The 21,231-nt window shown below is 68.3% G+C and carries 19 protein-coding genes and 1 pseudogene; 11 read left to right on the top strand and 9 right to left on the bottom strand.

All coding sequences use genetic code 11. The features are described from left to right. Positions 1-17 precede the first annotated feature (17 nt). Complete coding sequence (locus I8J32_RS13600; RefSeq protein WP_200616494.1) at positions 18-401, top strand: MmcQ/YjbR family DNA-binding protein; 384 nt, start codon at positions 18-20, stop codon at positions 399-401. Positions 402-1,255: 854 nt separating this feature from the next. Here I8J32_RS13600 and I8J32_RS13605 read toward each other — a convergent pair. Next, on the bottom strand, positions 1,256-2,230 hold the full coding sequence (locus tag I8J32_RS13605; RefSeq protein ID WP_200615608.1) for an RluA family pseudouridine synthase: 975 nt from the start codon (positions 2,228-2,230) through the stop codon (positions 1,256-1,258). 587 nt (positions 2,231-2,817) lie between these two features. On the opposite strand from I8J32_RS13605, the gene I8J32_RS13610 reads away from it, so the two are divergent. After that, positions 2,818-6,270 (top strand): Rne/Rng family ribonuclease, encoded by a 3,453-nt coding sequence (locus I8J32_RS13610; RefSeq protein WP_200615609.1) that lies wholly within the window; start codon positions 2,818-2,820, stop codon positions 6,268-6,270. A 254-nt stretch (positions 6,271-6,524) separates the two neighbouring features. On the opposite strand, the gene I8J32_RS13615 is transcribed toward I8J32_RS13610, so the two are convergent. After that, complete coding sequence (locus tag I8J32_RS13615; RefSeq protein WP_207526619.1) at positions 6,525-7,172, bottom strand: response regulator; 648 nt, start codon at positions 7,170-7,172, stop codon at positions 6,525-6,527. A 162-nt stretch (positions 7,173-7,334) separates the two neighbouring features. Between I8J32_RS13615 and I8J32_RS13620 the strand changes: the two genes are divergently transcribed. Then, a complete protein-coding gene (locus I8J32_RS13620) occupies positions 7,335-8,276 on the top strand; it encodes a M28 family metallopeptidase (protein ID WP_200615611.1) in 942 nt (313 codons plus the stop codon). 90 nt (positions 8,277-8,366) lie between these two features. Here the strand turns inward: I8J32_RS13620 and I8J32_RS13625 are convergent, their stop codons facing one another. Next, positions 8,367-9,791 (bottom strand): coniferyl aldehyde dehydrogenase, encoded by a 1,425-nt coding sequence (locus I8J32_RS13625; protein WP_200615612.1) that lies wholly within the window; start codon positions 9,789-9,791, stop codon positions 8,367-8,369. Positions 9,792-10,078: 287 nt separating this feature from the next. Between I8J32_RS13625 and I8J32_RS13630 the strand changes: the two genes are divergently transcribed. The 3 genes from I8J32_RS13630 to I8J32_RS13640 all read left to right on the top strand — a co-directional run bounded on the left by I8J32_RS13630 (position 10,079) and on the right by I8J32_RS13640 (position 11,582). Then, the gene (locus I8J32_RS13630; protein ID WP_200615613.1) at positions 10,079-10,318 is read left to right on the top strand and encodes a hypothetical protein; all 240 of its coding nucleotides are present in this window, start codon (positions 10,079-10,081) and stop codon (positions 10,316-10,318) included. A gap of 187 nt (positions 10,319-10,505) precedes the next feature. After that, positions 10,506-10,721 (top strand): hypothetical protein, encoded by a 216-nt coding sequence (locus I8J32_RS13635; RefSeq protein WP_200615614.1) that lies wholly within the window; start codon positions 10,506-10,508, stop codon positions 10,719-10,721. An 87-nt stretch (positions 10,722-10,808) separates the two neighbouring features. Continuing rightward, positions 10,809-11,582 carry a bestrophin-like domain gene (locus I8J32_RS13640; RefSeq protein ID WP_200615615.1) on the top strand — a complete coding sequence of 258 codons (774 nt, stop codon included), beginning with the start codon at positions 10,809-10,811 and terminating at the stop codon, positions 11,580-11,582. 60 nt (positions 11,583-11,642) lie between these two features. Here the strand turns inward: I8J32_RS13640 and I8J32_RS13645 are convergent, their stop codons facing one another. Then, on the bottom strand, positions 11,643-12,578 hold the full coding sequence (locus I8J32_RS13645) for an NADPH:quinone reductase (RefSeq protein WP_207526620.1): 936 nt from the start codon (positions 12,576-12,578) through the stop codon (positions 11,643-11,645). Positions 12,579-12,849: 271 nt separating this feature from the next. Here I8J32_RS13645 and I8J32_RS13650 point away from each other — a divergent pair, with 271 nt between their 5' ends. Continuing rightward, entirely contained in the window at positions 12,850-13,491 is a 642-nt protein-coding gene (locus tag I8J32_RS13650; protein WP_200615617.1) for a glutathione S-transferase family protein, read from the top strand. 44 nt (positions 13,492-13,535) lie between these two features. Here the strand turns inward: I8J32_RS13650 and I8J32_RS13655 are convergent, their stop codons facing one another. Together I8J32_RS13655 and I8J32_RS13660 are read right to left on the bottom strand one after the other, a co-directional pair. Beyond that, positions 13,536-13,739 carry a hypothetical protein gene (locus I8J32_RS13655; protein WP_200615618.1) on the bottom strand — a complete coding sequence of 68 codons (204 nt, stop codon included), beginning with the start codon at positions 13,737-13,739 and terminating at the stop codon, positions 13,536-13,538. Positions 13,740-13,787: 48 nt separating this feature from the next. Further along, positions 13,788-14,126, bottom strand: coding sequence for a hypothetical protein (locus I8J32_RS13660; protein ID WP_200615619.1), 339 nt, complete (start codon positions 14,124-14,126; stop codon positions 13,788-13,790). Between the two features lie 410 nt (positions 14,127-14,536). Between I8J32_RS13660 and I8J32_RS13665 the strand changes: the two are divergent. The 3 genes and pseudogenes from I8J32_RS13665 to I8J32_RS13675 all read left to right on the top strand — a co-directional run bounded on the left by I8J32_RS13665 (position 14,537) and on the right by I8J32_RS13675 (position 18,720). After that, a pseudogene (locus I8J32_RS13665) lies at positions 14,537-15,293 on the top strand (murein L,D-transpeptidase catalytic domain family protein). Between the two features lie 249 nt (positions 15,294-15,542). After that, positions 15,543-18,071 carry a cation-translocating P-type ATPase gene (locus tag I8J32_RS13670; RefSeq protein WP_200615620.1) on the top strand — a complete coding sequence of 843 codons (2,529 nt, stop codon included), beginning with the start codon at positions 15,543-15,545 and terminating at the stop codon, positions 18,069-18,071. 295 nt (positions 18,072-18,366) lie between these two features. Then, complete coding sequence (locus I8J32_RS13675; protein WP_207526621.1) at positions 18,367-18,720, top strand: hypothetical protein; 354 nt, start codon at positions 18,367-18,369, stop codon at positions 18,718-18,720. Positions 18,721-18,748: 28 nt separating this feature from the next. Here the strand turns inward: I8J32_RS13675 and I8J32_RS13680 are convergent, their stop codons facing one another. Beyond that, a complete protein-coding gene (locus tag I8J32_RS13680) occupies positions 18,749-18,958 on the bottom strand; it encodes a hypothetical protein (RefSeq protein ID WP_207526622.1) in 210 nt (69 codons plus the stop codon). Positions 18,959-19,182: 224 nt separating this feature from the next. Further along, a complete protein-coding gene (locus I8J32_RS13685) occupies positions 19,183-19,521 on the bottom strand; it encodes a GNAT family N-acetyltransferase (protein WP_207526623.1) in 339 nt (112 codons plus the stop codon). Between the two features lie 375 nt (positions 19,522-19,896). Between I8J32_RS13685 and I8J32_RS13690 the strand changes: the two genes are divergently transcribed. Further along, positions 19,897-20,724 (top strand): universal stress protein, encoded by an 828-nt coding sequence (locus tag I8J32_RS13690; RefSeq protein ID WP_200615622.1) that lies wholly within the window; start codon positions 19,897-19,899, stop codon positions 20,722-20,724. A gap of 14 nt (positions 20,725-20,738) precedes the next feature. Here I8J32_RS13690 and I8J32_RS13695 read toward each other — a convergent pair whose 3' ends face one another. Then, entirely contained in the window at positions 20,739-21,128 is a 390-nt protein-coding gene (locus I8J32_RS13695) for a low affinity iron permease family protein (protein WP_200615623.1), read from the bottom strand. Positions 21,129-21,231 lie beyond the last annotated feature (103 nt).

Raw genomic sequence — 21,231 nt, forward strand, 5'->3', positions numbered from 1 at the left:
CCGGATCGAAGGAGCGAATGGACACGGACGGACTCAAGGCCTGGTGCGCGGGCTTCCCGGGCGCGCAGGCGAAACTGCTGCCGGCGCCGTCGAACGTGCTGCTCTACCAGGTGCTCGGCAAGCAGTTCGCCTATTTCAAGACCAGCGAACCCGAACGCTGGCGCTTCAGCGTACGGGTCACGCCCGACCGCTTCCTGGAACTGACCGACGTGCCCGGCGTCAAGCCGGCGCGCTACATGGCGCGCTTCCATTGGGTGACGATCGTCGATGTCGCCGCATTCGACGAGGACTACCTGCGAGAACTGGTCGCCTGGTCGTACCGCCGCGCCGTGGACGCGTTGCCGAAAGGCCAGCAGGCACGGCTGGCCAAGGCGGCGCAGGCAGCGCGGGACGACGTCTGAGGAATGCGGGCGACGGGCATCCGCCCGCGTCCACTCTCCGGGAGTCGCGTTCCACTCTTTTGGAGTCGCGATCCACTCTTTCAGAGTCACGCGCCACTCTTTTAGTGTCGCGCTCCAGTCTTTTAGATTCGCGATCCACTCTCCGAGAGTCGCGCTCCAGTCTTTTAGAGTCGCGCTCCACTCTTTTAGAGTCGCGCTCCACTCTTTTAGAGTCGCGCTCCACTCTTTTAGAGTCGCGCTCCACTCTTTTAGAGTCGCGCTCCAGTCTTTTAGAGTCGCGCTCCACTCTTTTAGAGTCGCGCTCCACTCTTTTAGAGTCGCGCTCCACTCTTTCAGAGTCGCACTCCACTCTTTTAGAGTCGCGCTCCACTCTCGGAGAGTCGCGCTCCACTCTCTGAGAGTCGCGCGCCAGTCTTTTGGAGTCGCGCTCCACTCTTTGTAGCCGTCATCCCCGCGAAGGCGGGGATCCATGGACGTTTGCCGGGTCGGACGTGGAACTCAAAGAGCGGAGCGAAACTCTCCAAGGCCGGAGCACAGGACCCGACCCGGAAGAACGAAAGCAACGTCCATGGATCCCCGCCTTCGCGGGGATGACGGATCAAGGGGGTTCCCACCCCGCCTTCGCGGGATGACGGTTCCAAGGGGATCCCCGCCTTCGCGGAGATGACGGCTCCAGGGGTTTGCCATCCCCGCCTCGGTTCCAAGGGGTTTGCCGCCTTCGCGGAATGATGGAGCGGGTTGCCACCCCTCCTTCCAAACGCTGACGGTTCCAGGGGAATTGCCATCCCGCCCGCTACGCGGGGATGACGGTTCCAGGGATATTCGCCAGCCCGCCTACACGGGCCGCCTGGCCCTCAGCCCAGCTTGTCCAGCACGTCGACCAGCTCCGGCGCCAGCGGCGCATTGAGCAGGTAAGGTGCGCGCCCGCCGTCCAGGCTGAATTCCAGGGTGGAGGCGTGCAGGAACATGCGGCGCAGGCCGGCCTGGTCGCGCAGGCGCTTGTTGGCCTCCGGGTCGCCGTACTTGTCGTCGCCGGCGATGGGGTGGCCGATGTGCTGGGAATGGACGCGGATCTGGTGGGTACGCCCGGTCTCGATGCGCACCTCGCAGTACGACTGCCCCCCGCGGCGCTCCAGCACCCGGAAATGGCTGAGCGAGGCCTTGCCGGCCGGATTGACCTGCACGTGGCGCTCGCCGCCCTGCCGCAGCCCGACGTGCAGCGGGGCGTCGACCGTCATCACGCCGTCGGGCATGCGACCGGTCAGCAGCGCCAGGTAGCGCTTGGCGATGCCGCCGTCCTCGCGCATCAGCGCCTGCATCTCGACCAGGGCCGCCCGCTTCTTGGCGACCACCAGCAGGCCGGAGGTATCCCGGTCCAGGCGATGGACCAGTTCCAGCGACTGGTTGGGACGCAGGGCCCGCAGGGTCTCGATGGCCCCGAAGGAGATGCCGCTGCCGCCGTGGCTGGCCACGCCGGAGGGCTTGTTCAGGGCCAGCAGCCGGGCGTCCTCGTACACGATCGCCGCTTCCAGGGCCTTGAGGAAACCCGCCGGCGGCGCCTGCCGGGGCCCCTCTTCGGCCAGGCGGACGGGCGGAATGCGGATCTCGTCCCCGCCCACCAGCTTGCGTTCGGCCTTGGCGCGGCCGCCATTCACCCGTACCTGGCCGGAGCGCACCAGCTTGTAGACCAGCGAGCGGGGCGCGCCCTTGAGCTGCCCGAGCAGGAAGTTGTCCAGGCGTTGGCCATCGCGGTCTTCGGGCACGCGCACGGTGCGCACGCCGCGGTCATCGGAGGCCGCAGCGGGCGCGGGGGTGTCTGAACGGGTCATTGGCTGGATGAGTCTGCTACACTGATGACGCGAGTAAGGTTTTGATTTCGCTGGGAGTCCGTCGACGGGCTCAGAGGATGAGCGGCTAGTCCGACTCAGGCTGAGCAGTCACGAAGTTCACAACACGTGGGGTCGAAAGCCCCGCTCCCGCGATCCGGTCCGCGCCTGACCACTGCCCTAGGGGCAGCCATGTTAGCAGCGACGGCCCGGCGGAACCGGCCCTCGTCCGACGGGTCAAACCGTCTGGTGATGAACACGACCCGCGCGACGGGAGTCGCCGGCCCGCAAGGCCGCGTCGGCGTTCGAGAACAGGCAGCTCCAAGCCGTCCGGACCGCCACGCAGCCCTGCGACCTGCCTCCCCCAGTCGCCGGCCTTTAGAAACGAACCAAGTAGTCAAGCGCTCCCGCGGCATGCCGTGGTGTCGTAGCGCTGGAAATTGAAGCCGGCGGCGCGTGCAGCGCGGTCAGCCATAGGCAGCCCGGGCCAGCCCCGCGCCTGTCGGCTTGCGGTATCCAGAGGCGAAACGCCCACGGCGTTCCGCGCGGCCTGCTTTCGAGCAGGATGAAGCGCGCGAGGAACGCAAACAATGAAGCGAATGCTCATCAATGCAACGCAGGCAGAAGAACTGCGCGTTGCCATCGTCGACGGCCAGACCCTGTACGACATCGACATCGAACAGCCGTCGAAGGAACAGAAGAAGTCCAACATCTACAAGGGCAAGATCACCCGCCTCGAGCCCTCGCTCGAAGCCGCCTTCGTGGATTACGGCGCCGAACGCCACGGCTTCCTGCCGCTCAAGGAAATCTCCCGCGACTACTTCCAGCCGGGCGTCGACCACAACAAGGCCGGCCTGAAGGAACTGCTGCGCGAGGGCCAGGAGATCGTGATCCAGGTCGACAAGGAAGAGCGCGGCAACAAGGGCGCCGCCCTGACCACGTTCATCTCGCTGGCCGGCCGCTACATGGTGCTGATGCCCAACTCGCCCACCGCCGGGGGCGTCTCGCGCCGGATCGAGGGCGACGACCGCGCCGCGCTCAAGGAAGCGATGGACAAGCTGAACATCCCCGATGACATGGGGGTGATCATCCGTACCGCCGGCGTCGGCCGCGATGCCGAGGAACTGCAGTGGGACCTGGACTACCTGCTCCAGGTCTGGAAGTCGGTCGCCGAGGCGGCGCTGACCAAGCCCTCGCCCTTCCTCATCTACGCCGAATCGCGCCTGATCATCCGCGCCCTGCGCGACTACATGCGCCCGGACATCGGCGAGATCCTGGTCGACACGCCGGAGATGTACGCCGAGGCGCGCGAGTTCGTCGAACAGGTGATGCCGCACAACCAGCGCAAGCTCAAGCACTACACCGACGACACCCCGCTGTTCAACCGCTTCCAGATCGAATCGCAGATCGAGAACGCGTACGAGCGTGAGGTCCGCCTGCCCTCCGGCGGCGCCCTGGTCATCGACCAGACCGAAGCGCTGACCGCGGTCGACGTCAACTCGGCCCGCGCCACCAAGGGCGGCGACATCGAGGAAACGGCGTTCCACACCAACCTGGAAGCGGCCGAGGAAGTGGCCCGCCAGCTGCGCCTGCGCGACCTGGGCGGCCTGGTGGTGATCGACTTCATCGACATGTCGTCCAACAAGCACCAGCGTGAAGTCGAGAACCGCCTGCAGAACTCGCTGCGCCACGACCGTGCGCGCGTGCAGCTGGGCCGGATCTCGCGCTTCGGCCTGATGGAGATGTCGCGCCAGCGCCTGCGTCCCTCGCTGGGCGAATCCAGCCAGATCGTCTGCCCGCGCTGCGAAGGCCACGGCCGCATGCGCAGCGTCGAATCGCTGTCGCTGTCGATCCTGCGCCTGGCCGAAGAGCACGCGATGAAGGAGAACACCGGCCAAGTGCTGGTGCAGGCTCCGACCGAGATCGCGAACTACCTGCTCAACGAAAAGCGCCGCGCGCTGAGCGAGATCGAGAAGCGCCACGACTCGCCGATCGTCATCGTCGCCGACGAGCAGCTGCACACCCCGCACTACGAAGTCACGCGCATCCGCGAGAACGAACTGGGCGAGGAAACCAGCAAGCCCAGCTACCACCGCGGCACGCCGCGCAAGCTGCCCACGCATGCGCTGACCAAGGCCCACCTCAACATCCCGGACCTGCCGGCGGTGACCAACGTGAAGCCGGCCTCGCCCGCGCCGATCCGCGAGCCGCGCGAACCCGTGGCCCCCATTGCCGTCGCGCCCGTTGCGCCCCCCGTGCCGGTGGCCCCGCCGCCGGCACCGGGCATCGTCGATCGCATCCTGGGCTTCTTCCGCGGCAGCCGGCCGATCACGGTCGAACCCACGCTCGAGCAGCGCATGCAGTCCGAGCGCGGTGAGCGTGCCCGCGCTGGCCGCGACAGCAACCGCCGCGATCGCGGCGGCAAGCCCGGCCGCGACTCGCGCCGCGAGGACTCCCGCCGGGATGACTCGCGCCGCGACGAGCGCCGTGGCGGCCAGCCGCAGGCCCAGAAGCAGCAGGCCCTTCCCCAGGCCCAGCCGCAGAAGGGTCAGCCGCAGCCCCAGGCCAAGGGACAGGCTCCCAAGCAACAGCAGCCCCGCGAGGAGCGCCAGCCCGCCCAGGCCGGCGCGCCGCGTCCGGGACGTGACCAGGCCCGGCCGCAGGGCGGCCGCCAGGAAGGCCGCGCCGATGCCGCGCGTGCCGAGGGCAAGGACGGCGCACGCGCCGACGCGCCGCGGGTCGACAACGCCAGGCCCGAACCCCGACCGGAGCGCGGCGAGCGCGTCCGTCCGGAAGCCGCCGTCACCGATGCACTGCGTAACGAAGCGCCGGCGGCCGCGGCGGCCGTCGCGTCGATCCCCGATGCCGACATGGCCGTCTCATCCGCCATCGCGGCCACCGATGCGGCCCATGTCGCGGCTGGCCACGCGGGTCCGGCGTCCGGCGATGCGGCCGATGCCGACGCTGCCGGTGAAGGCACCGGTCGTCGCCGTCGCGGACGTCGCGGCGGCCGCCGTCGTCGTCGTGGTGGTGCGGGCGAAGGTGCCGCGCTGGCCGGCGACGAGATGGCCCATGGCGAGGATTCGATGGGCGAGGACATGCTCGACCCGGGTCTGATGGACGACGAAGGCGACGATGCCGACGGCGAACGCGCCCCGGCCGCCGCCCGCTCGCAGCCGGAGTTCGACTTCGACGACCTGCCGGCGCCCGCCGTGGCCGACGCGACGCCGGCCCCCGCCCGCGAAACCGCGCACACGTTCGACACGACGCACCGCAATGTCGCCGCTGCTGTACCCCCGGCGCCGGCGGTTTCCGCCGCCGCGGTGGCCGCAGCCGTGGTGGCACCGGTGGTCGTCGAGTCGACCGTGGTCGCACCTGACGTGGTCGCTCCCGAAGTGATCGCCCCCGAAGTGGTGGCCGAGGTGATCGCACCGGCGGTCATCGCACCGGCGGTCTTCGAGTCGACGGGCAACCGTCCGACGGTCAACGGATCGGCGGAGTTTGCGCCAGCCGTCATGCCCGCCGCTGCCCCGGCCCCGTCGATGGACGTCGCTGGCCCGGCAAAGCCTGCCGCAACGCCGGCCGACGTCGCCGCGTCCGCCGTATCCGACGCCGCGTCGGGCTCTGCCGACTTCTCGGACCAGTCGCCGGCGGCGCATGCCACGCCGGCGGCCTCGACGGCGACCCGTTTCGACGCGGTGGAAATCGCGGCCGACGCGGGCGACGCCGCCATGAACGACGACGGCGCGTCCAATGGCGAAACCTCGGTGGACAAAGTCGCCGCGGCTGCCGATGCGGCCGCCGTCGTGAACACGATGCCGGCCGACGTGGCCTCGTCGACGGCTCCGGCCAGCAGCGAAGTCGAACCCGCGCTGACGGCCCCCACGCCGATCGATGAAACGCCGGCCGACGACGTGGCGGTGGAATCCGCTCCGCGCACCGCCGGTCTGTTCGACAGCCTGCCTGACAACGCCGCTCCGTCGGCGGTGCCGGGCAACGTGGACACGCCGCGCGAAGGTGGCAGCGACGAACAGCGCGTCTGATCGCTGCACCCTGCAACACCGGAACGGCCGCGAGCGATCGCGGCCGTTCTGTTTTGAGCCGTGCGGTCGTCAGATGTTGATCAGCCGCTTCCCCCGCTTGCGGGGGTGAGAGGACGCAGCTTGCGGACCACCGGTCCGCGCGTCATCGAACGCCAGCAGGCCATGCCTGCTGGCCGGGACGGTTGGGATGGGGGCGGCCGATCGCCGCGTACCCGCCCTGTCCAGCCTCAAGCTTTACCGGCACGCACTCGTCGCTAGCCCACCGGCTCGCTTTCCAGCATGCCGTGCCGCTTGAGCAGCCGCGCCAGTGCCATCGCGTCGTTGACCTGCAGCTTCTCGAACAGCCGCGACTTGTGCGTGCTGACCGTCTTCGGACTCAGGCTCAGGCACACCGCGATTTCGCCCGGGCGCTTGCCCTCGGCGAGCAGCAGGCAGATTTCCAGCTCGCGCGGCGTCAGCTCGTCGAGCGGGTTGCCGTGTCCACCCAGGCCGGCAAACGCCAGGTGCTGGGCGATCGAACGGGCCAGGTAACGCTGGCCCTGCGCCACCTGCCGCACGGCACGCAGCAGTTCGCCGGCGTCCGCGCACTTGCCGACATAACCGAAGGCCCCGGCCTCGATCAGGCGCCTGGGCAGCGGCCCATCCTCGAGCACGGAAACGATCACCACGCGGGTGCCGTGGTCGCCGCGGACGATGCGTTCGGTGATTTCCAGGCCGCTCATGCCGGGCAGGTGCAGATCGCACAGCACGATGTCGGGCTGGAGCTTGCGGATCATCGGCAGTGCGACGTCGCCACTGTCGGCTTCGCCGACGATCTCGATGTCCGGCTCGGCGCCCAGGATCATCTTCATGCCGGTGCGCACGAGCGCGTGGTCGTCCACGATGTAGACGCGGATGGTCATCCATGACTCTCCAGGTTGCTCCTGTGCCGCAGGCTAACGCCGTCCCCGGGCCACCGCAACCGCGACGTCCGCGCAACGCGGAGCGGTTCCAGAGCGGTTCCGGCGCGCGCGCGCCTGCGGCACACTGCGGGCAGTTTCCCCGCCAGCCTCCGAGCACCCGCCATGCGACTGACCCGCCCTGCCCTGCTTTCCAGTGCCCTCGCCCTCGGCCTCGCCCTGGCCGCGTGCGACGATCCCGTCGCCGCGCACACCGCGCCGGCAACGGCGGGGGCGCCCGCTTCCGCTCCCGCCGCTAGCGGTGACGATCCCTGGCTCGCTGACGTAAGCGCGATGGTCCAGGCCGATGCCGGCGCTGGCCGCCGCGTCGCCATCCAGCATCGCCTGGATGCACTGGGCATCGCGTGGCGCGACGTGCCCTTCAAGATCGACGAGGAGAGCGGCACCAACGTGTGGGCCGACGTCGCCGGCGCCCCCGAGGCTCCGCTGCTGCTGCTGGGCGCGCATTCGGACCAGGTCGCGCAGGGCGAAGGCGCGACCGACAACGCCAGCGGCAGCGCAACCGTGCTCGCGCTGGCGCAGCGCCTGAAAGCGCGGCCGCTGCAGCGCCACCGCGTGGCCGTCGCATTCTGGGACCTGGAGGAAAAAGGGCTGCTGGGTTCGAAGGCCTTCGTGGCCGCGACGGGAAGCCCCAAGCCGGCGCTCTACGTGAACTTCGACGTGTTCGGCTGGGGCGACACGGTGTGGCTGATGACGCCGCAGGCCGACTCCGCCCTCGCGCAGGCGACGGGCACCGCGGTCCAGGCGCAGGGCCTGAAGCTGTCGGCCGGCGACAAGTACCCGCCCACCGATCACCTGCCCTTCCTCAAGGCCGGCTGGCCGGCCGTGTCCTATTCGCTGGTGGGCGGTGACGAGATCGCGCTGATCCTCGACATGTACGCCGGCCGGAAGCCGGGCGCGGTGCCCAAGGTGATGCAGGTGATCCACAGCGATCACGACACCCTCGCCAACATCGACCCGGCGGCCGTGGCGCGCGGCGTCGACGCGGTGGAAGCGGCCTTGCGTGCGTGGGATGCGCAACCGGTGGCGCAGACCGGCATGCCTTGAACGACGTCGCGCCGGACAGACAAAGGGCCGCCCTCGAGGCGGCCCTTTTTCATGCTGCGCCGCGAAGCCGGCGCAGCAGAACAGGATCCTTCAGCGCAGCAGGAACTGGATGATCCGCGCCGGAAGCCCGGTATAAGGCGGACGCAGCCGATCGGTCACCGTCCAGCGCACCTGCCGCAGCACCGGCATCGCCTTGGTGAAGGTGAGGAAGCCTTCGTAACCGTGGTACTGGCCCATGCCGCTCGCGCCGATGCCGCCGAACGGCAGGTTGCTGCAGGCGTAATGGAGCAGCGTGTCGTTGATGCACACCCCGCCGGACACGGTGCGCTCCAGCAACTGGTCCACGCGTGCGCGGTCGTGTCCGAAGTGGTACAGCGCCAGCGGCCGGTCGTGCGCGTTGATGTAGTCGATCGCCTCGTCGAAGCTGCGATAGGTCTTCACCGGCAGGATCGGGCCGAAGATCTCCTCCTGCATGACGAGGGCGTCGTCGCCCGGTTCGATCACCAGCGTGGGAGGCAGCAGGCGGTCGTCCTGCGCCTGCGCCGCGTCGCCCAGCGGCAGCAGCGGAACCACTTCGTAGCCGCGGGCGACGGCGTCGTCCAGGTAGCCACGCAGGCGCTCGTACTGGCCCTGGTTGACGATGCGCGTGTAGTCGGGGGTGGCCTGGATATCGGTATAACGGCTCTGCACTTCGCGCCGCAGCGCCTGCACGAATGCATCGCGGCGCGCGTGCGGCACCAGCACGTAATCGGGGGCGATGCAGGTCTGGCCCGCGTTGAGCAGCTTGCCGGTGGCGATGCGCGCCGCGACGACATCCATCGACGCGTCCTCGCCGACGATCGCCGGCGACTTGCCGCCCAGCTCCAGCGTCACCGGGGTCAGGTTCGGCGCGGCGGCGGCCATCACCTTGCGGCCCACCGGGGTGGACCCGGTGAAGAACAGATGGTCGAAGGGCAGCGCGGAGAACGCCGAGGCCACTTCCGGTCCGCCCAGCGCCACGGCGACGCGATCGGCCGGGAAGACTTCCGACAGCAGTTCACGCAGGAACCGGCTGGTGCGCGGCGTGTGCTCGGAGGGCTTGAGGTAGACGTGGTTGCCGGCCGCGATCGCCGTGGCGAGCGGGACCAGTGCGAGGTTGACCGGGTAGTTCCACGGCGAGATGACGCCGACCACGCCGACCGGCACGTGGTGCACGCGCGCCGATGCGGGCCACAGGCGCCAGCCCACGCCGCGCCGGCGCGGCCGCATCCAGCTGCGCAGGTTGGCCAGCATGTGGTCGATCTCGACCAGCACGGTCATGCCGTCGGCGAGCAGGGTCTCGTGCGAGGAACGATGGCCGAAGTCGTCGCTGACGGCGCGCGCCATCTCCTCCAGCCGCCCGTGGAAGGCGGCCCGCAGCCGCTTGAGGTCGTCGCGGCGCTGCGCGAAATCCGGACGCTTGCGCAACCAGGCCCGACGCAGGGATTCCAGCGTGGGGGCGAGTTCGTTCGTGGGGGTGTCGGCGGCGATGTCCATGGCGGATCCTGGTCGATACGCCGAAGTATGTCCGAGCGGACGCGGCACCGCACGCGCCGGGCGGCCTCCGCTCCCGGCCACCTGCCGGACGGCCCGGAGACGCAAAGCGACCAGCCGCCCTGGCTCAGCCGTTTCGCACGGCCGCCTGGTTCCCGGCCTCACTCCCCGTCACGGCCCACGGCGCATGATCGGAACGCCGGGTCCAGCCCGGCCGGTCGGCCCGCGGCGCGCGACACGCGCGCGGAGCCTGGGAGATCCATCGACCGCGCCAGCCAAGGGAGCAGCACATGGCCTCTTCGAACGCGAGGAAGTTCGACTTCAAGCCACGCGAACAACTCGACCTGCTGGTCGATGAATTCGAACGCGACGTGGACCACCGCCTCCAGGAACTGAGAACGCACCTGGACGCGCGCGCCGAATCGATCCTGTCGATGACGGGCGCCGACGACGACCGCCACGTGTGCAACCGCATCGACGCGATCCTGCACCGCCGGGGGTTGCGGGGCCAGGATCTTCCCGAGCGCTGACCGCGCGCTGGCGAGGCCACGGGGGCGGCGGGACTCCGCGGCGGCAAACGCGGGATCGGTCGCGACGCGACACCTTCGCGGCGACATCACCGCCACGGCAAGACGATCGCGCAGGCGCCCGCTGCGCTGCGCGCGAACCTTCCGCCAGGCACCGGCGCCCTCCCGCCAACGGGACCCCGAGGTCGCCATGCTCTGGTACTACGTCGCTCCCTTCGTCGACGACAAGTGGAACATCCTCTTCGAGGACCAGCCTCGTCCCTACGTCTACGACTCGCAGGAAGAAGCGCTGAAGGCGGCGCACGAGGCCGCGCGCAGCTACACGAAAAAACACAAGGCGCCGTCGGGCGTGCGGACCCGGGAGGGCGATCGCTGGCGCGACGACGGGACCTACGGCGAAGACTAGCCTGCGGTCCCGGCGCGGCTGGCACCGCGGGCTGCGCCCGCCCCGGCGGGGCTATGATCCGGACAGACCAAGCCGCCGGAGCCTGCCGTGCATCTGGAACTGATCGTATTGGCGGCCGCGTCCGTCCTGCTGGTCGGCATGCTGGTGTTTTCCGAGCTCGGTCGCCGCCTGGCTGCCGCCAGGCTCGCGCGCGACCCGAAGGGCGTGAAGGGCACCGGATCGGCGGCGGCGGCCGTCTTCGGGCTGCTTGGCCTGCTCCTGGCCTTTACCTTCTCCGGCGCGGCCGGCCGGTTCGAAGCGCGCCGGCACCTGATCACCGAGGAAGCCAACGACATCGGCACGGCCTACCTGCGCATCGACCTGGTGCCCGGCCCGGCCCAACCCGAACTGCGGGCCCTGTTCCGGCGTTACGTCGATGTCCGGGCCGTCACCTATCGCCAGTCCAGCCTGGCGGACAGCCAGGCCCGGCTGGCCGAGGCCGCCGACCTGCAGGCGCGCATCTGGGCGGCCGCGCTGGCCGGTTGCCGGCGGCCTGAAGCCGCCACGCCCTGCACCATGCTGCTGTTGCCCGCGCTCAATGCGATGTTCGACATCACCACCACGCGCGCGATGGCCACCGAAAACCATCCGCCGCTGGTGATCTTCCTGATGCTCGCCGCGCTGAGCCTGGTCGGCGCCCTGCTGGTGGGCCACGACATGGCGGCCAACCGGGAACGTCCCTGGCTGCATCCGATCGTGTTCGCGACGATCATCTCGCTGTCGGTATACGTGATCCTGGACCTGGAGTTCCCGCACCTGGGGCTCATCCGCGTGGATTCGGCCGATCACGTGATCAGCGACCTGCGCAGCACCATGGACTGAATTCAGGCGCCTTCCAGGCCGACGATGACGTTGCCCACGGCCTTGCCGGATTCCACCAGTTCATGGGCCCTGGACGATGCGGTCCAGCGGAAGGCGCGCGGCAATGTTGTGCTGCAGTTGTCCCCGTGCCAGCAGGTCGGTCAAGCCGTTTATGGCCTGCGACCGGTCGCGTGCCGACAGGTGGTAGACGATGAAGAAATGCACGGAGATGTTCTTCAGTATCCCCGGCACGAATGGAACGCTGATGTCGGGCTGCCCGCTGCCGTAGACGACGACGTCGCCGCCTGTTGCAAGGCTGGCGAAATCCTGCTGCGCGTTGGCCGCGAAGTCGACTTCGACGATGCGGTCGACGCCCAGGCCGTCGGTGGCCGCGAGGACGGCGGTGGGCAGATCCTCGCGCCGGTAATCGATGGTGAGGTCCGCGCCGGCGGACCGGGCGAGCGCCGCCTTTTCCGGGCTGCTGACCGTGGCGATGACCTGGCGCGCCCCGGCGAGCTTGGCCATCTGCACCGCGTAATGGCCCACGGCGCCCGCGCCACCCGCCACCAGGACCCGCTTGCCGGCGACGCCGCCGCCCATGTGGACGGCGTGGTAAGCCGTCAGCGCCGGAATCCCCAGCAGGGCGCCCACTTCCAGATCCACGTTGTCGGGCAGGCGCACCGCCTGCCCGGCCGGCAGCACGAGCCACTGCGCGGCCGTGCCGTCCGCGCGCCCCCACGCCGCGTTCCAGATCCACACCCGCTCGCCGATCCGCTCCACCGGCACCTGCGGTCCGACGGCATCGATCACACCGGCGCCATCGCTGTGCGGTGTCACGCGCGGGAATGGCAGCGTCTTCGAGCGCGTTCCCGCACGGCTCTTCACGTCGGATGGATTGACGCCGGACCAGGCGATGCGGACACGCACTTCACCTGCTCCAGGCTCGGGGCGCTCCAGTTCGACTATGGAAAGCACCTCGTGCGCGTTTCCGGTTCGCGTGTAGCTTGCTGCTTTCATGGACGTCACCTGCTCCTGGGCCCGAGCCCTGACCGGGCCGGCCGTGGGTGAAGCAATCCCGACGCCGGCATCGTACTGCGAGCTTGCGTCGGTCCCTGGAACCGACGTGCCCGAACGTCGGACATGGTGATGGGTCCCCGGGGGCGACAGACGACCTGCGGTGCAACGGTGTGGTTCATCGGGTCGGCTGCCGGACCATGGCCGCACGAATCGGATATCGCCCGGCGCTCGGGCGGCCAACACTACGGTCCTGCTTCGCCACGAGACCGCCGTGATCACTCTCTACGACTACCTGCCCTCCCAGAACGCCTGGAAGGTCCGCCAGCTCCTCAACCACCTCGACCAGACCTATCGGCAGGTGCTGGTGAGCATCTTCGAGGGCGAGGGAAAGCGCCCCGCCCATCGCGCGATAAGCCCGACCGGAACGGTGCCGGCATTGCGCCTGGACGACGGCCGCGTGCTGGCCGAATCCAACGCCATCCTCATGTACCTCGGCGAAGGTTCGGCGTACCTGCCCGAAGACGCCTACGGCCGCGCCAGGGTCTGGCAATGGCTGTCGTTCGAACAGGAGCGGGTGGAAAGCCAGATCGGTGCGCTGCGGCACTGGACACTGACCGGCAAGCTCGCGCGCCGGCCGCAGCTGCTGGTGGAGCTCAAGCGCAACGCGGGCCTGCAGTCCCTCGCGATCCTCGACGCCGAGCTGGCCACGCGCGATTTCATCGCGGGCGACCACTACACCATCGCCGACATGTCGCTGTTCGCGTATGCCAGCCGCGCCGAGGAGGCGGGACTCCCGCTGCAGCCCTACCCGCATGTCCGCGCCTGGGTGGCGCGCGTGGAAGCACAGCCCGGCTTCCTGGCCACCATGCACCCGTATTCGATCGACCCCCACTCGGTCCACGAACTGCCCTGAGCCGGTCGGCGCAGGCTTCGCGGCAGCGCGCCGGGCCGTCGCCTTCAGCCACCGGGTAGTTCCCACGCGTCGCGCACGATATGCTCGACGCGGTCCCAGGGAATGTCACGTCCGTGGTGGAATTCGAGCCACAACGCACGCAGGGTCGGTACCGCTTCGTTCCACGTCCTGTTTCCAAAAACCCGTCGCGCATTGGAACCCAGCGACTTCAGGAACTGGTACTGCCCTTCGTTGATTTCTGCTGCCATCCGACGCCCCGATCCGTTCACGGCGGAGCGTAAGACGGTCGCAATGAATCACCCTTTCATCTGGCCAAACGGTTCAGATGGCGCAGACCCGGGCTGTGGGGGACTGATGCGCTGCACACCCAGGACGAACTCCCCGCGAAAGCGCATGGGCCCGCCAACGTGCTGGGAAACCTCGGGCGAACCGTAGGCAATGGCGGTACGCCAACGCCCGTGGTGTTCGACCTTGACGCCGGCCGACTCGCCGTTGCGCGAATAGGAAAGTTCAGCCGCCCTGGCGGCGATGCGGATGGCCGCGCCTTCGGACTCGTAGGTGCAACCGGCGGGATGGTCCTGCGACAGGAGTATCCAGCGGTCCTGACCATAGGGAGCAACGTAGAACCAGAACACGGGGTAGCCACCTGCGGGAACCTCATCAGAACCTATGCGCGGGTGCGTGAAGTGAGGGTATGTATTTGCGTCGAAACCGGTCCGGCGCGGTACGCAGCCTGAATTGCTCAGCAGATCGGGCACGGGGCAAGTAATGGGCGGGCTGCGTGACGGGTAACGCTTTTCCTGACCACTACCCCCAGGGGACGCGTTGCGATGCCTGCAGTAAACCCGTGCCGGCCCGCGATGCACACCCGCGGATGCCACCGCCGCGCTGCGCATGGCCGCGTTCGGCACAGCGAACTGAACGGCCCTGCCCGTCCCTGCAGGCATCGCGATGGGCAAAGCGCTGGCGCGATGCCTAGAATCCAACTGCCCCGGAAATTCCGGCGGCCAAGGGACGCACAAGCCACCCCACCCCAGGTGCCCCGCTGAAATCGCTCGCCGCCCCCACCATCGCTCTGCTTGCGCTTGCCGCCGGCACGGGCGCGTTCGCCGCATCCGGAGCATTCGCCCGCGACCCCGCCGGCGGCGCCCCGGCCGGCCAAGGCCCTGCCCCTGCAGGCATCGCTGCACGCGGCGGCGCCGGAACTGGACCAGAACGTGCTGGCCATGGCCCTGGAGGCGCGTGACTGCGCGGGACGCCGCGGGCTGGCGCCTGCGTCGCAGCGGCTGGCGGTCATCGATTACACACGCCCCTCCACCGCGCGCCGGCTCTGGGTGTTCGACCTGGACACGCGCCGACTGCTGTTCTCCGAACTGGTGGCCCATGGCAAAGGCAGCGGGGACAATTTCGCCCGCTCGTTCTCCAACGAGGCCGGCAGCCAGCAGTCCAGCCTGGGCCTGTTCCGGACCGCGGAGTCCTACATCGGTCAGCATGGCTACTCCCTGCGCATGGATGGGCTGGAACCGGGTTTCAACGACCGTGCGCGGGATCGGGCCATCGTCATGCACGGCGCGTGGTACGTGGATCCCCGGCTCGCCAGCTCGCAGGGGCGCATCGGCCGGAGCCATGGTTGTCCGGCGGTCAGGACTGAAGTCGCGCGCCGGATGATCGATACGCTCAAGGAAGGCCAGTTGCTGTTCGCCTGGTATCCCGAAGCGCAATGGGTGAAGCAGTCCCGGCTGCTGGGATGTGGCAAGTTGCGCCCGCGTGGGGCAGCGAGCCGGGGCGCGCGTCCACATTGAGCGGGCAATGTGCCTGCTCGTTGGCAAGTGGCCAACACTCCGGAGCGTGGCCAGGTCCGGCCTGGCCATCGGCACGCCCATCCGGATCGCCGGAGCAAGCGCCCTCGCCCTTGATCGAGGTCAAGCCAGCCCTGGGAGAGCGGTCCATGCTGGCGCCTGCGGGCGCGTGGCCCCGCGAATTTCGCAGGTCCGGCACGGTACGTAGCAACCCGCCGCTTACCGCGTCCGGATGGCGCCAGACGGTCGACGATGAACGCAACCGCGCCCAATCCGGAGGGTCTCACCACGGCCGAAGCGGTCGCGCGCCAGCGTCGCGATGGCCCCAACCTGCTGCCCCAGCCAGACCGTCGCAATGGGCTGCGAATCGTCTGGAGCGTGCTGCGCGAACCGATGCTGCTGCTCCTGATCGGCGCCTGCGCGCTCTACCTCCTGCTGGGCGACGCACAGGAGGCCCTTGTGCTGGCGGCTTCGGTCGTCCTCGTCGTGGGTCTCACCGTCTACCAGGAATATCGCTCCGAGCGTGCGCTGCAGGCGCTGCGCGAGCTGAGCAGTCCCCGCGCCCGCGTCCTGCGCGACGGCCAGACCCGATTGCTCGCGGCACGGGAGCTTGTGGTCGGCGATGTCATCTTCGTGACCGAAGGGGACAGGGTCCCGGCCGATTCGCACGTACTGACGGCAAGCGACCTGATGCTCGACGAATCCATGTTGACGGGCGAGTCGGCTCCGGTCCGGCGGCCGGGATCGCCGGAGGAGGACGCGGACAGCGCACTGATTCGTGCCAGCACACTGGTCGTTCGAGGCAACGGCACCGCGCAGGTGGTGGCCATCGGAGTACACACCGCCGTTGGGCAGATCGGCCAGGCCTTGCGCACACTGCGGTCGCCACCCACACCCATGGAACGGGAGATGCGTCGCGCAGTCGGGCTGTTCGCGGTGCTGGGCATCGCGTCGAGCGTAGTGCTGACGTTGCTGTACGTTGCAGTACATGGCAACTGGCTCAGTGGACTGCTCGCCGGCGTCACCCTTGCCATGGCAAACATTCCGGAGGAATTTCCGGTCGTACTGACCGTGTTCCTGGCCTTGGGCGCGTGGCGGATGGCAGGTCATCGCGCGTTGGTGCGCCGCGCACCGGCGATCGAGGCGCTGGGGTCGGTGACCGTGCTTTGCACGGACAAGACCGGCACGCTCACGCAGAACCGCATGACCCTGGCAGAACTGGTCACCGACCAGGCGCGGGCCACGCCGTCGACGCTGGCTTCCCGCGAACTGGAGGCGCTGCTGGACTGCGCGGACCTGGCGAGCGCGGATGAGCCGTTCGACCCGATGGAACGCGCCATCCGGACGGCCGCAGCGCCTCGGCCATCCACGCGCGACCGCAGAACCCGTGTCCGGGAATACCCCTTCTCATCGGAACTGCTTGCCGTAACCCATGTCTGGCGACGCGCCCTGGCCACCGGACTGGAGGTGGCATGCAAGGGCGCGCCCGAAGTCGTTGCCGGGCTCTGCAACCTGCCGGCCGAGACACGTTCCGTCGTACTTGCCCAGGCCGATGAGATGGCTCGCCGCGGGCTTCGCGTGATCGCCGCGGCATCGACTGTCTGGAACGAAGGCGAACGCAGCCTTCCCGCAACAGCCCGGGGGTTCAATCTGGAGTGGCGGGGGCTGCTAGGCCTGGCCGACCCCCTGAGGCCAGGCGTCGCCGGTGCAGTCGCCGATGCACAGGCTGCTGGCGTCCGCGTCGTCATGCTGACCGGAGATCATCTTGAGACTGCCCGCGCCATCGCCGCCCAGGCCGGAATCACGCAGGATGGCCGGATCGCACTTGGCAGCGAGCTTGAAGCGCTGGACCCGGCGACACTGGCCGAGTACGCGAACCACGTCGACGTCTTCGCCCGCGTGAAGCCCGATCACAAGCTCCGCCTGGTCAATGCCCTCAAGGACGCAGGCCAAGTCGTGGCGATGACCGGAGATGGCGTGAACGATGCACCGGCGCTCATGTCCGCCCACGTGGGCGTCGCCATGGGCGAACGCGGCACCGACGTCGCGCGGGAAGCGGCCTCCATCGTGCTGCTGGACGACAACTTCGTTACCGTCGTACGCGCGATCAGACAGGGCAGATGCATCTACGACAACATCCTCAGTGCCGTGCGGTACATCCTGGCCGTCCATGTTCCCATCACCGGCCTGGCGCTGCTGCCACTGCTGTTCGGTGGAACGTTGATCCTGATGCCCCTGCACATCGTGTTCCTCGAACTGATCATCGACCCGGCATCGACACTGGTTTTCGAGGGCGAGCCGGCGGCTGCCGACGTGATGCGACGGCCCCCGAGGCCGCCCTCGCAACGGCTGCTGGATATCCCCACGCTGGTGCGCGCCCTGGGCCAGGGACTGGCGGTCTTTGCACTGGTGACCGCGATATACCTGCTGGGGCGGTCCAAGGGCATAGCGACTCCGGAACTGTCCGCCCTGTCGTTCACTGCGCTGGTTGCAGGCAACCTCGGGCTGATCGTCGTCAATCTCTCCCGCAAGGCGAGAAGCCACTGGTGGCGTATTCGCAATCCCGCCTTCTGGATGGTGGCGCTGTCGGCCCTGGGCCTGCTGATGATCGTCACCCGGCTCCAGGGCCCCGGGAACTGGTTCGGCTTCGCGCCGCCGTCCTGGGAAATGACGATCCTCTCGCTGGTCCTCCCGCTTGTCGGGCTGGCACTTCTGGAGGCCGCGCGAGTGCTGTGGACACGTCGCCGAGTGGCGGTGACGGCTGTGCCTGGTAGCGGCTAGCCGGCTCGCCAGCAGTGTGCGACGCGAGCTGCCCGCGCAGCAGAAGCGGCATTTGATCTGGATCAAGGCCTCGTTCGACGACGGGTGCGATGGTCCCCTGCACAGCGTTGCAGGAGCGATCAGACCATGATCCACGATGTCATGCTGCCCATCACTGGCACTGCTGGCGACGCCAACGCGATCTCTGCGGCCGTGCTGCTGGCCTCCACGCTCGATGCGCACCTCGCCGTCGTGCAGCCCATCACCTTGCCACTGCCGATGCTGGGTCCCTGGGGCCCTGGCCCCGGACGACCTCGTGGACCAGTTCTACGCGCAGCTTCGCTCCGAGGCGACGCAGAAGGCGGAGCAGGTCCGGGAAAGACTCGCGAAGGAGACAGTGTCGTGGGACGTCCGTGTCGACGACGCCATGTTTGCCGAAGCACCACGCTCGATGGCCCGTCAGGCGCGATACGCGGACCTGGCCATCCTTGCAGCCCCCGATGAGGCGGCCGACGAAGCGCCCATTTCCCGCGCGTTCTTCAGCGCCATGCTCTTCGAGTCCGGTCGACCCGTGCTGGCCGTTCCTCCTCGGCAGACCCATGAAGGTCCGCTCCGTCACGCCGTCGTGGCCTGGAAACCGACCCCGGGAATCCACCCGGGCGGTCCATGATGCGCTGCCGCTGCTGGCCCGTTCCCAGTCAGTGGATGTCGTGACAGTCGACCCGGAGACCGGCGACATGGGCCAGAAGGCAGACCCTGGCGTCGACATCGCGGCGCACCTCGCGCGCCACGGCCTGCGAGTCAACCTGCTCAACATTGCGGGAGGCGGACGGACCGCCGCGGCCGCCCTGCTCCAGCACGCGCGCGAGTCGGGAGCCCAGCTTCTGGTCGCCGGCGGCTACGGACATTCGAGGCTGCGGGAGTGGGCACTGGGTGGAACAACGCGCGAGTTGCTGCACAGCGGAGCTCTGCCCATCCTCTTCTCACATTGACGGGACTGCCAGGCGCTTTTCGCGCGCCGAACACGCTCGATGCATTTGTCGGCCGATATACCGCACCCGATCTGCGCCCCACCCCCGGGCGGCGCCCTCGCCGGAAGCAGGGCGCCGGGATGAAATGAACCCGCGAGCGTCTACAGCACGAGTTCGTGGATCACCTGGCTGGCATCCTCGGGATCCATCCTGGCATCGAACCCCAGGTACCTGGCCAGGTCCGCCATGCGGACGTTCTCGGCGGAATCGATCGAGTTCATCTGCCGGATGCCGTTGGAGCGGGCAACTTCGATCAGGTGGCGCATCAGCAGCGTTCCCAGTCCCTTGCTCTGCCATTTGTCGCTGACCGTCACTGCGCACTCGCACTGCGATCCATCCGCATTGGTGCTGTAACGGCTCACCCCGACGACATGTTCCACGCCCTCCTCCCGGACAACCGCGACAAAAGCCACGTCGTGCACGTAGTCGATGTGAGTCAACTGTTCAATCAATTGCTCGCTGGGCCGGCGTACCTGTCCCAGGAAGCGATAACGCCTCTGGCGTCATCCGACAGGCCTTCGATGAAGGCGCGTTCCTCATCGCGATCCTGCGGTGTTATGGGTCGAATCACGACATGTGTCCGATCGCGAAGGGTCTCGGACCACCGGGGGAACTCAGGCCCGGCCGGGCCTTTGGAAACCAATGGACCACTGTTCACGGTTGCCTCTCCAAGGGACTCTCCCAGAGCCTAAACAATCGTCCACCACGCGCTCTTGATCCACGTCAAACACATTGCGCAAGCGCCGTTGACCAGGATCAACATCCGCCTGGGTTGCCGCACCTACGCTGGGATCGGCTCGCTTGGGAGACCGACGATGTTCAAGGACCTGCTGATACCCATGCTCGCCGGCGAGATCCCGGAGGCCGCCGTCAACACGGCATGCGCCATCGCCAGACAGCACGGAGCACACGTGGATGCGCTGGTAGGCGTCAGCGTGATAACGCCCAACGCACTGGCATGGGCATACGACCCCGCCGGGGTGCGTGAAACACTGCGCGAAACCGCGGACGCGGCGGTGGCCGCCCTTGCCGCGAGCGCACAGGCCAGGCTGGCGCGGGAAGGCGTGAACCATGGCGTGCGACGGTGCGGCAGCATCTGGCTGACGACTGCCGAGTTCGCAGCGGCCTGCGCAAGATCCTGCGACCTGGTGGTCCTGGCACGTGGTCAACTGGACGACATGGGACGGCGCCTGTTCGCGGCCTTGATGTCGGGAAGCGGCCGCCCGGTCCTGCTGGTACCGGACGGCGCGGCGGAACCTGGCCGGTTCGAACGCGTACTGGTCGCCTGGAAACCCTCCCCACAGGCAAGCAGGGCCTTGCACGATGCCCTTCCCCTTCTGCGCCAGGCCCAGCGCGTCGAGGTGATCGAGGTGGGGGAAGCCGATCAGGAGCCCCTCTCACGGGACGCCGAGCAGGCGTTGCATGCGCATCTGTCGCGGCATGGCATCGAGGCGCAGATCATCCGACGCGATGGATCCCACCTGAATCCAGCGGTCCCGATCATGCAACATGCTGCGCTGTCGACCACCGATCTCATCGTCGCCGGTGGCTACAGCCACTCCCGGGCGAGGGAACAGATCCTTGGCGGCGTGACGCGGACGCTGCTGGAGCAATCGGCCTGTCCGGTCCTGTTCTCGCATTGAGATGCGAGCCTGGGCTATTCGCCCCGCGCAGTACCGGTGAACTCACGGGACTCCCGCGCCAGTGCCTCGTAATGCTCGCGATAGCGATCCAGCGCCTGCTCATCCAGTTCCTCCAGGTCCAGCAGGGCATTGCTCGCCGCCTCCGTGACCCTGATGAGCTCATCGAGCTTGATCTGGATGGCCTCCGTATCCCGGTTCTGGGTGTTCTGGATCAGGAAGACCATGGCGAAGGTCACGATCGTCGTAGTCGTGTTGATCGCCAGTTGCCAGGTGTCGCTGAACTGGAACAACGGGCCAGTCACCAGCCAGGCGACGATGACCAGAACCGCCAGCGCGAAGGTCAGCGGCCGGCCCGCCACGCGTGAGGACTGTTTGGAAAATCGATTGAACAGCTGATTGACCATCGTGAGTTCTCCAATTTTTCTCATCCCTTGCAGAGCCTGCCGACCCGGTGATGTGACCCGACCCAAACAACGCAGGCACAAGTGCGCATCTTGCCGCCTTCCG

The organism is Lysobacter solisilvae (assembly GCF_016613535.2).
Lineage (GTDB): Bacteria > Pseudomonadota > Gammaproteobacteria > Xanthomonadales > Xanthomonadaceae > Agrilutibacter > Agrilutibacter solisilvae.

What these genes read in the sequence shown, in the direction of transcription:
- I8J32_RS13600 (WP_200616494.1), top strand. Translation starts at nt 18, where the DNA reads ATGGACACGGACGGACTCAAGGCCTGGTGCGCGGGCTTCCCGGGCGCG.
- I8J32_RS13605 (WP_200615608.1), bottom strand. Translation starts at nt 2,230, where the DNA reads ATGACCCGTTCAGACACCCCCGCGCCCGCTGCGGCCTCCGATGACCGC.
- I8J32_RS13610 (WP_200615609.1), top strand. Translation starts at nt 2,818, where the DNA reads ATGAAGCGAATGCTCATCAATGCAACGCAGGCAGAAGAACTGCGCGTT.
- I8J32_RS13615 (WP_207526619.1), bottom strand. Translation starts at nt 7,172, where the DNA reads ATGACCATCCGCGTCTACATCGTGGACGACCACGCGCTCGTGCGCACC.
- I8J32_RS13620 (WP_200615611.1), top strand. Translation starts at nt 7,335, where the DNA reads ATGCGACTGACCCGCCCTGCCCTGCTTTCCAGTGCCCTCGCCCTCGGC.
- I8J32_RS13625 (WP_200615612.1), bottom strand. Translation starts at nt 9,791, where the DNA reads ATGGACATCGCCGCCGACACCCCCACGAACGAACTCGCCCCCACGCTG.
- I8J32_RS13630 (WP_200615613.1), top strand. Translation starts at nt 10,079, where the DNA reads ATGGCCTCTTCGAACGCGAGGAAGTTCGACTTCAAGCCACGCGAACAA.
- I8J32_RS13635 (WP_200615614.1), top strand. Translation starts at nt 10,506, where the DNA reads ATGCTCTGGTACTACGTCGCTCCCTTCGTCGACGACAAGTGGAACATC.
- I8J32_RS13645 (WP_207526620.1), bottom strand. Translation starts at nt 12,578, where the DNA reads ATGAAAGCAGCAAGCTACACGCGAACCGGAAACGCGCACGAGGTGCTT.
- I8J32_RS13655 (WP_200615618.1), bottom strand. Translation starts at nt 13,739, where the DNA reads ATGGCAGCAGAAATCAACGAAGGGCAGTACCAGTTCCTGAAGTCGCTG.
- I8J32_RS13670 (WP_200615620.1), top strand. Translation starts at nt 15,543, where the DNA reads ATGAACGCAACCGCGCCCAATCCGGAGGGTCTCACCACGGCCGAAGCG.
- I8J32_RS13680 (WP_207526622.1), bottom strand. Translation starts at nt 18,958, where the DNA reads ATGTCCGTAGCCGCCGGCGACCAGAAGCTGGGCTCCCGACTCGCGCGC.
- I8J32_RS13690 (WP_200615622.1), top strand. Translation starts at nt 19,897, where the DNA reads ATGTTCAAGGACCTGCTGATACCCATGCTCGCCGGCGAGATCCCGGAG.
- I8J32_RS13695 (WP_200615623.1), bottom strand. Translation starts at nt 21,128, where the DNA reads ATGGTCAATCAGCTGTTCAATCGATTTTCCAAACAGTCCTCACGCGTG.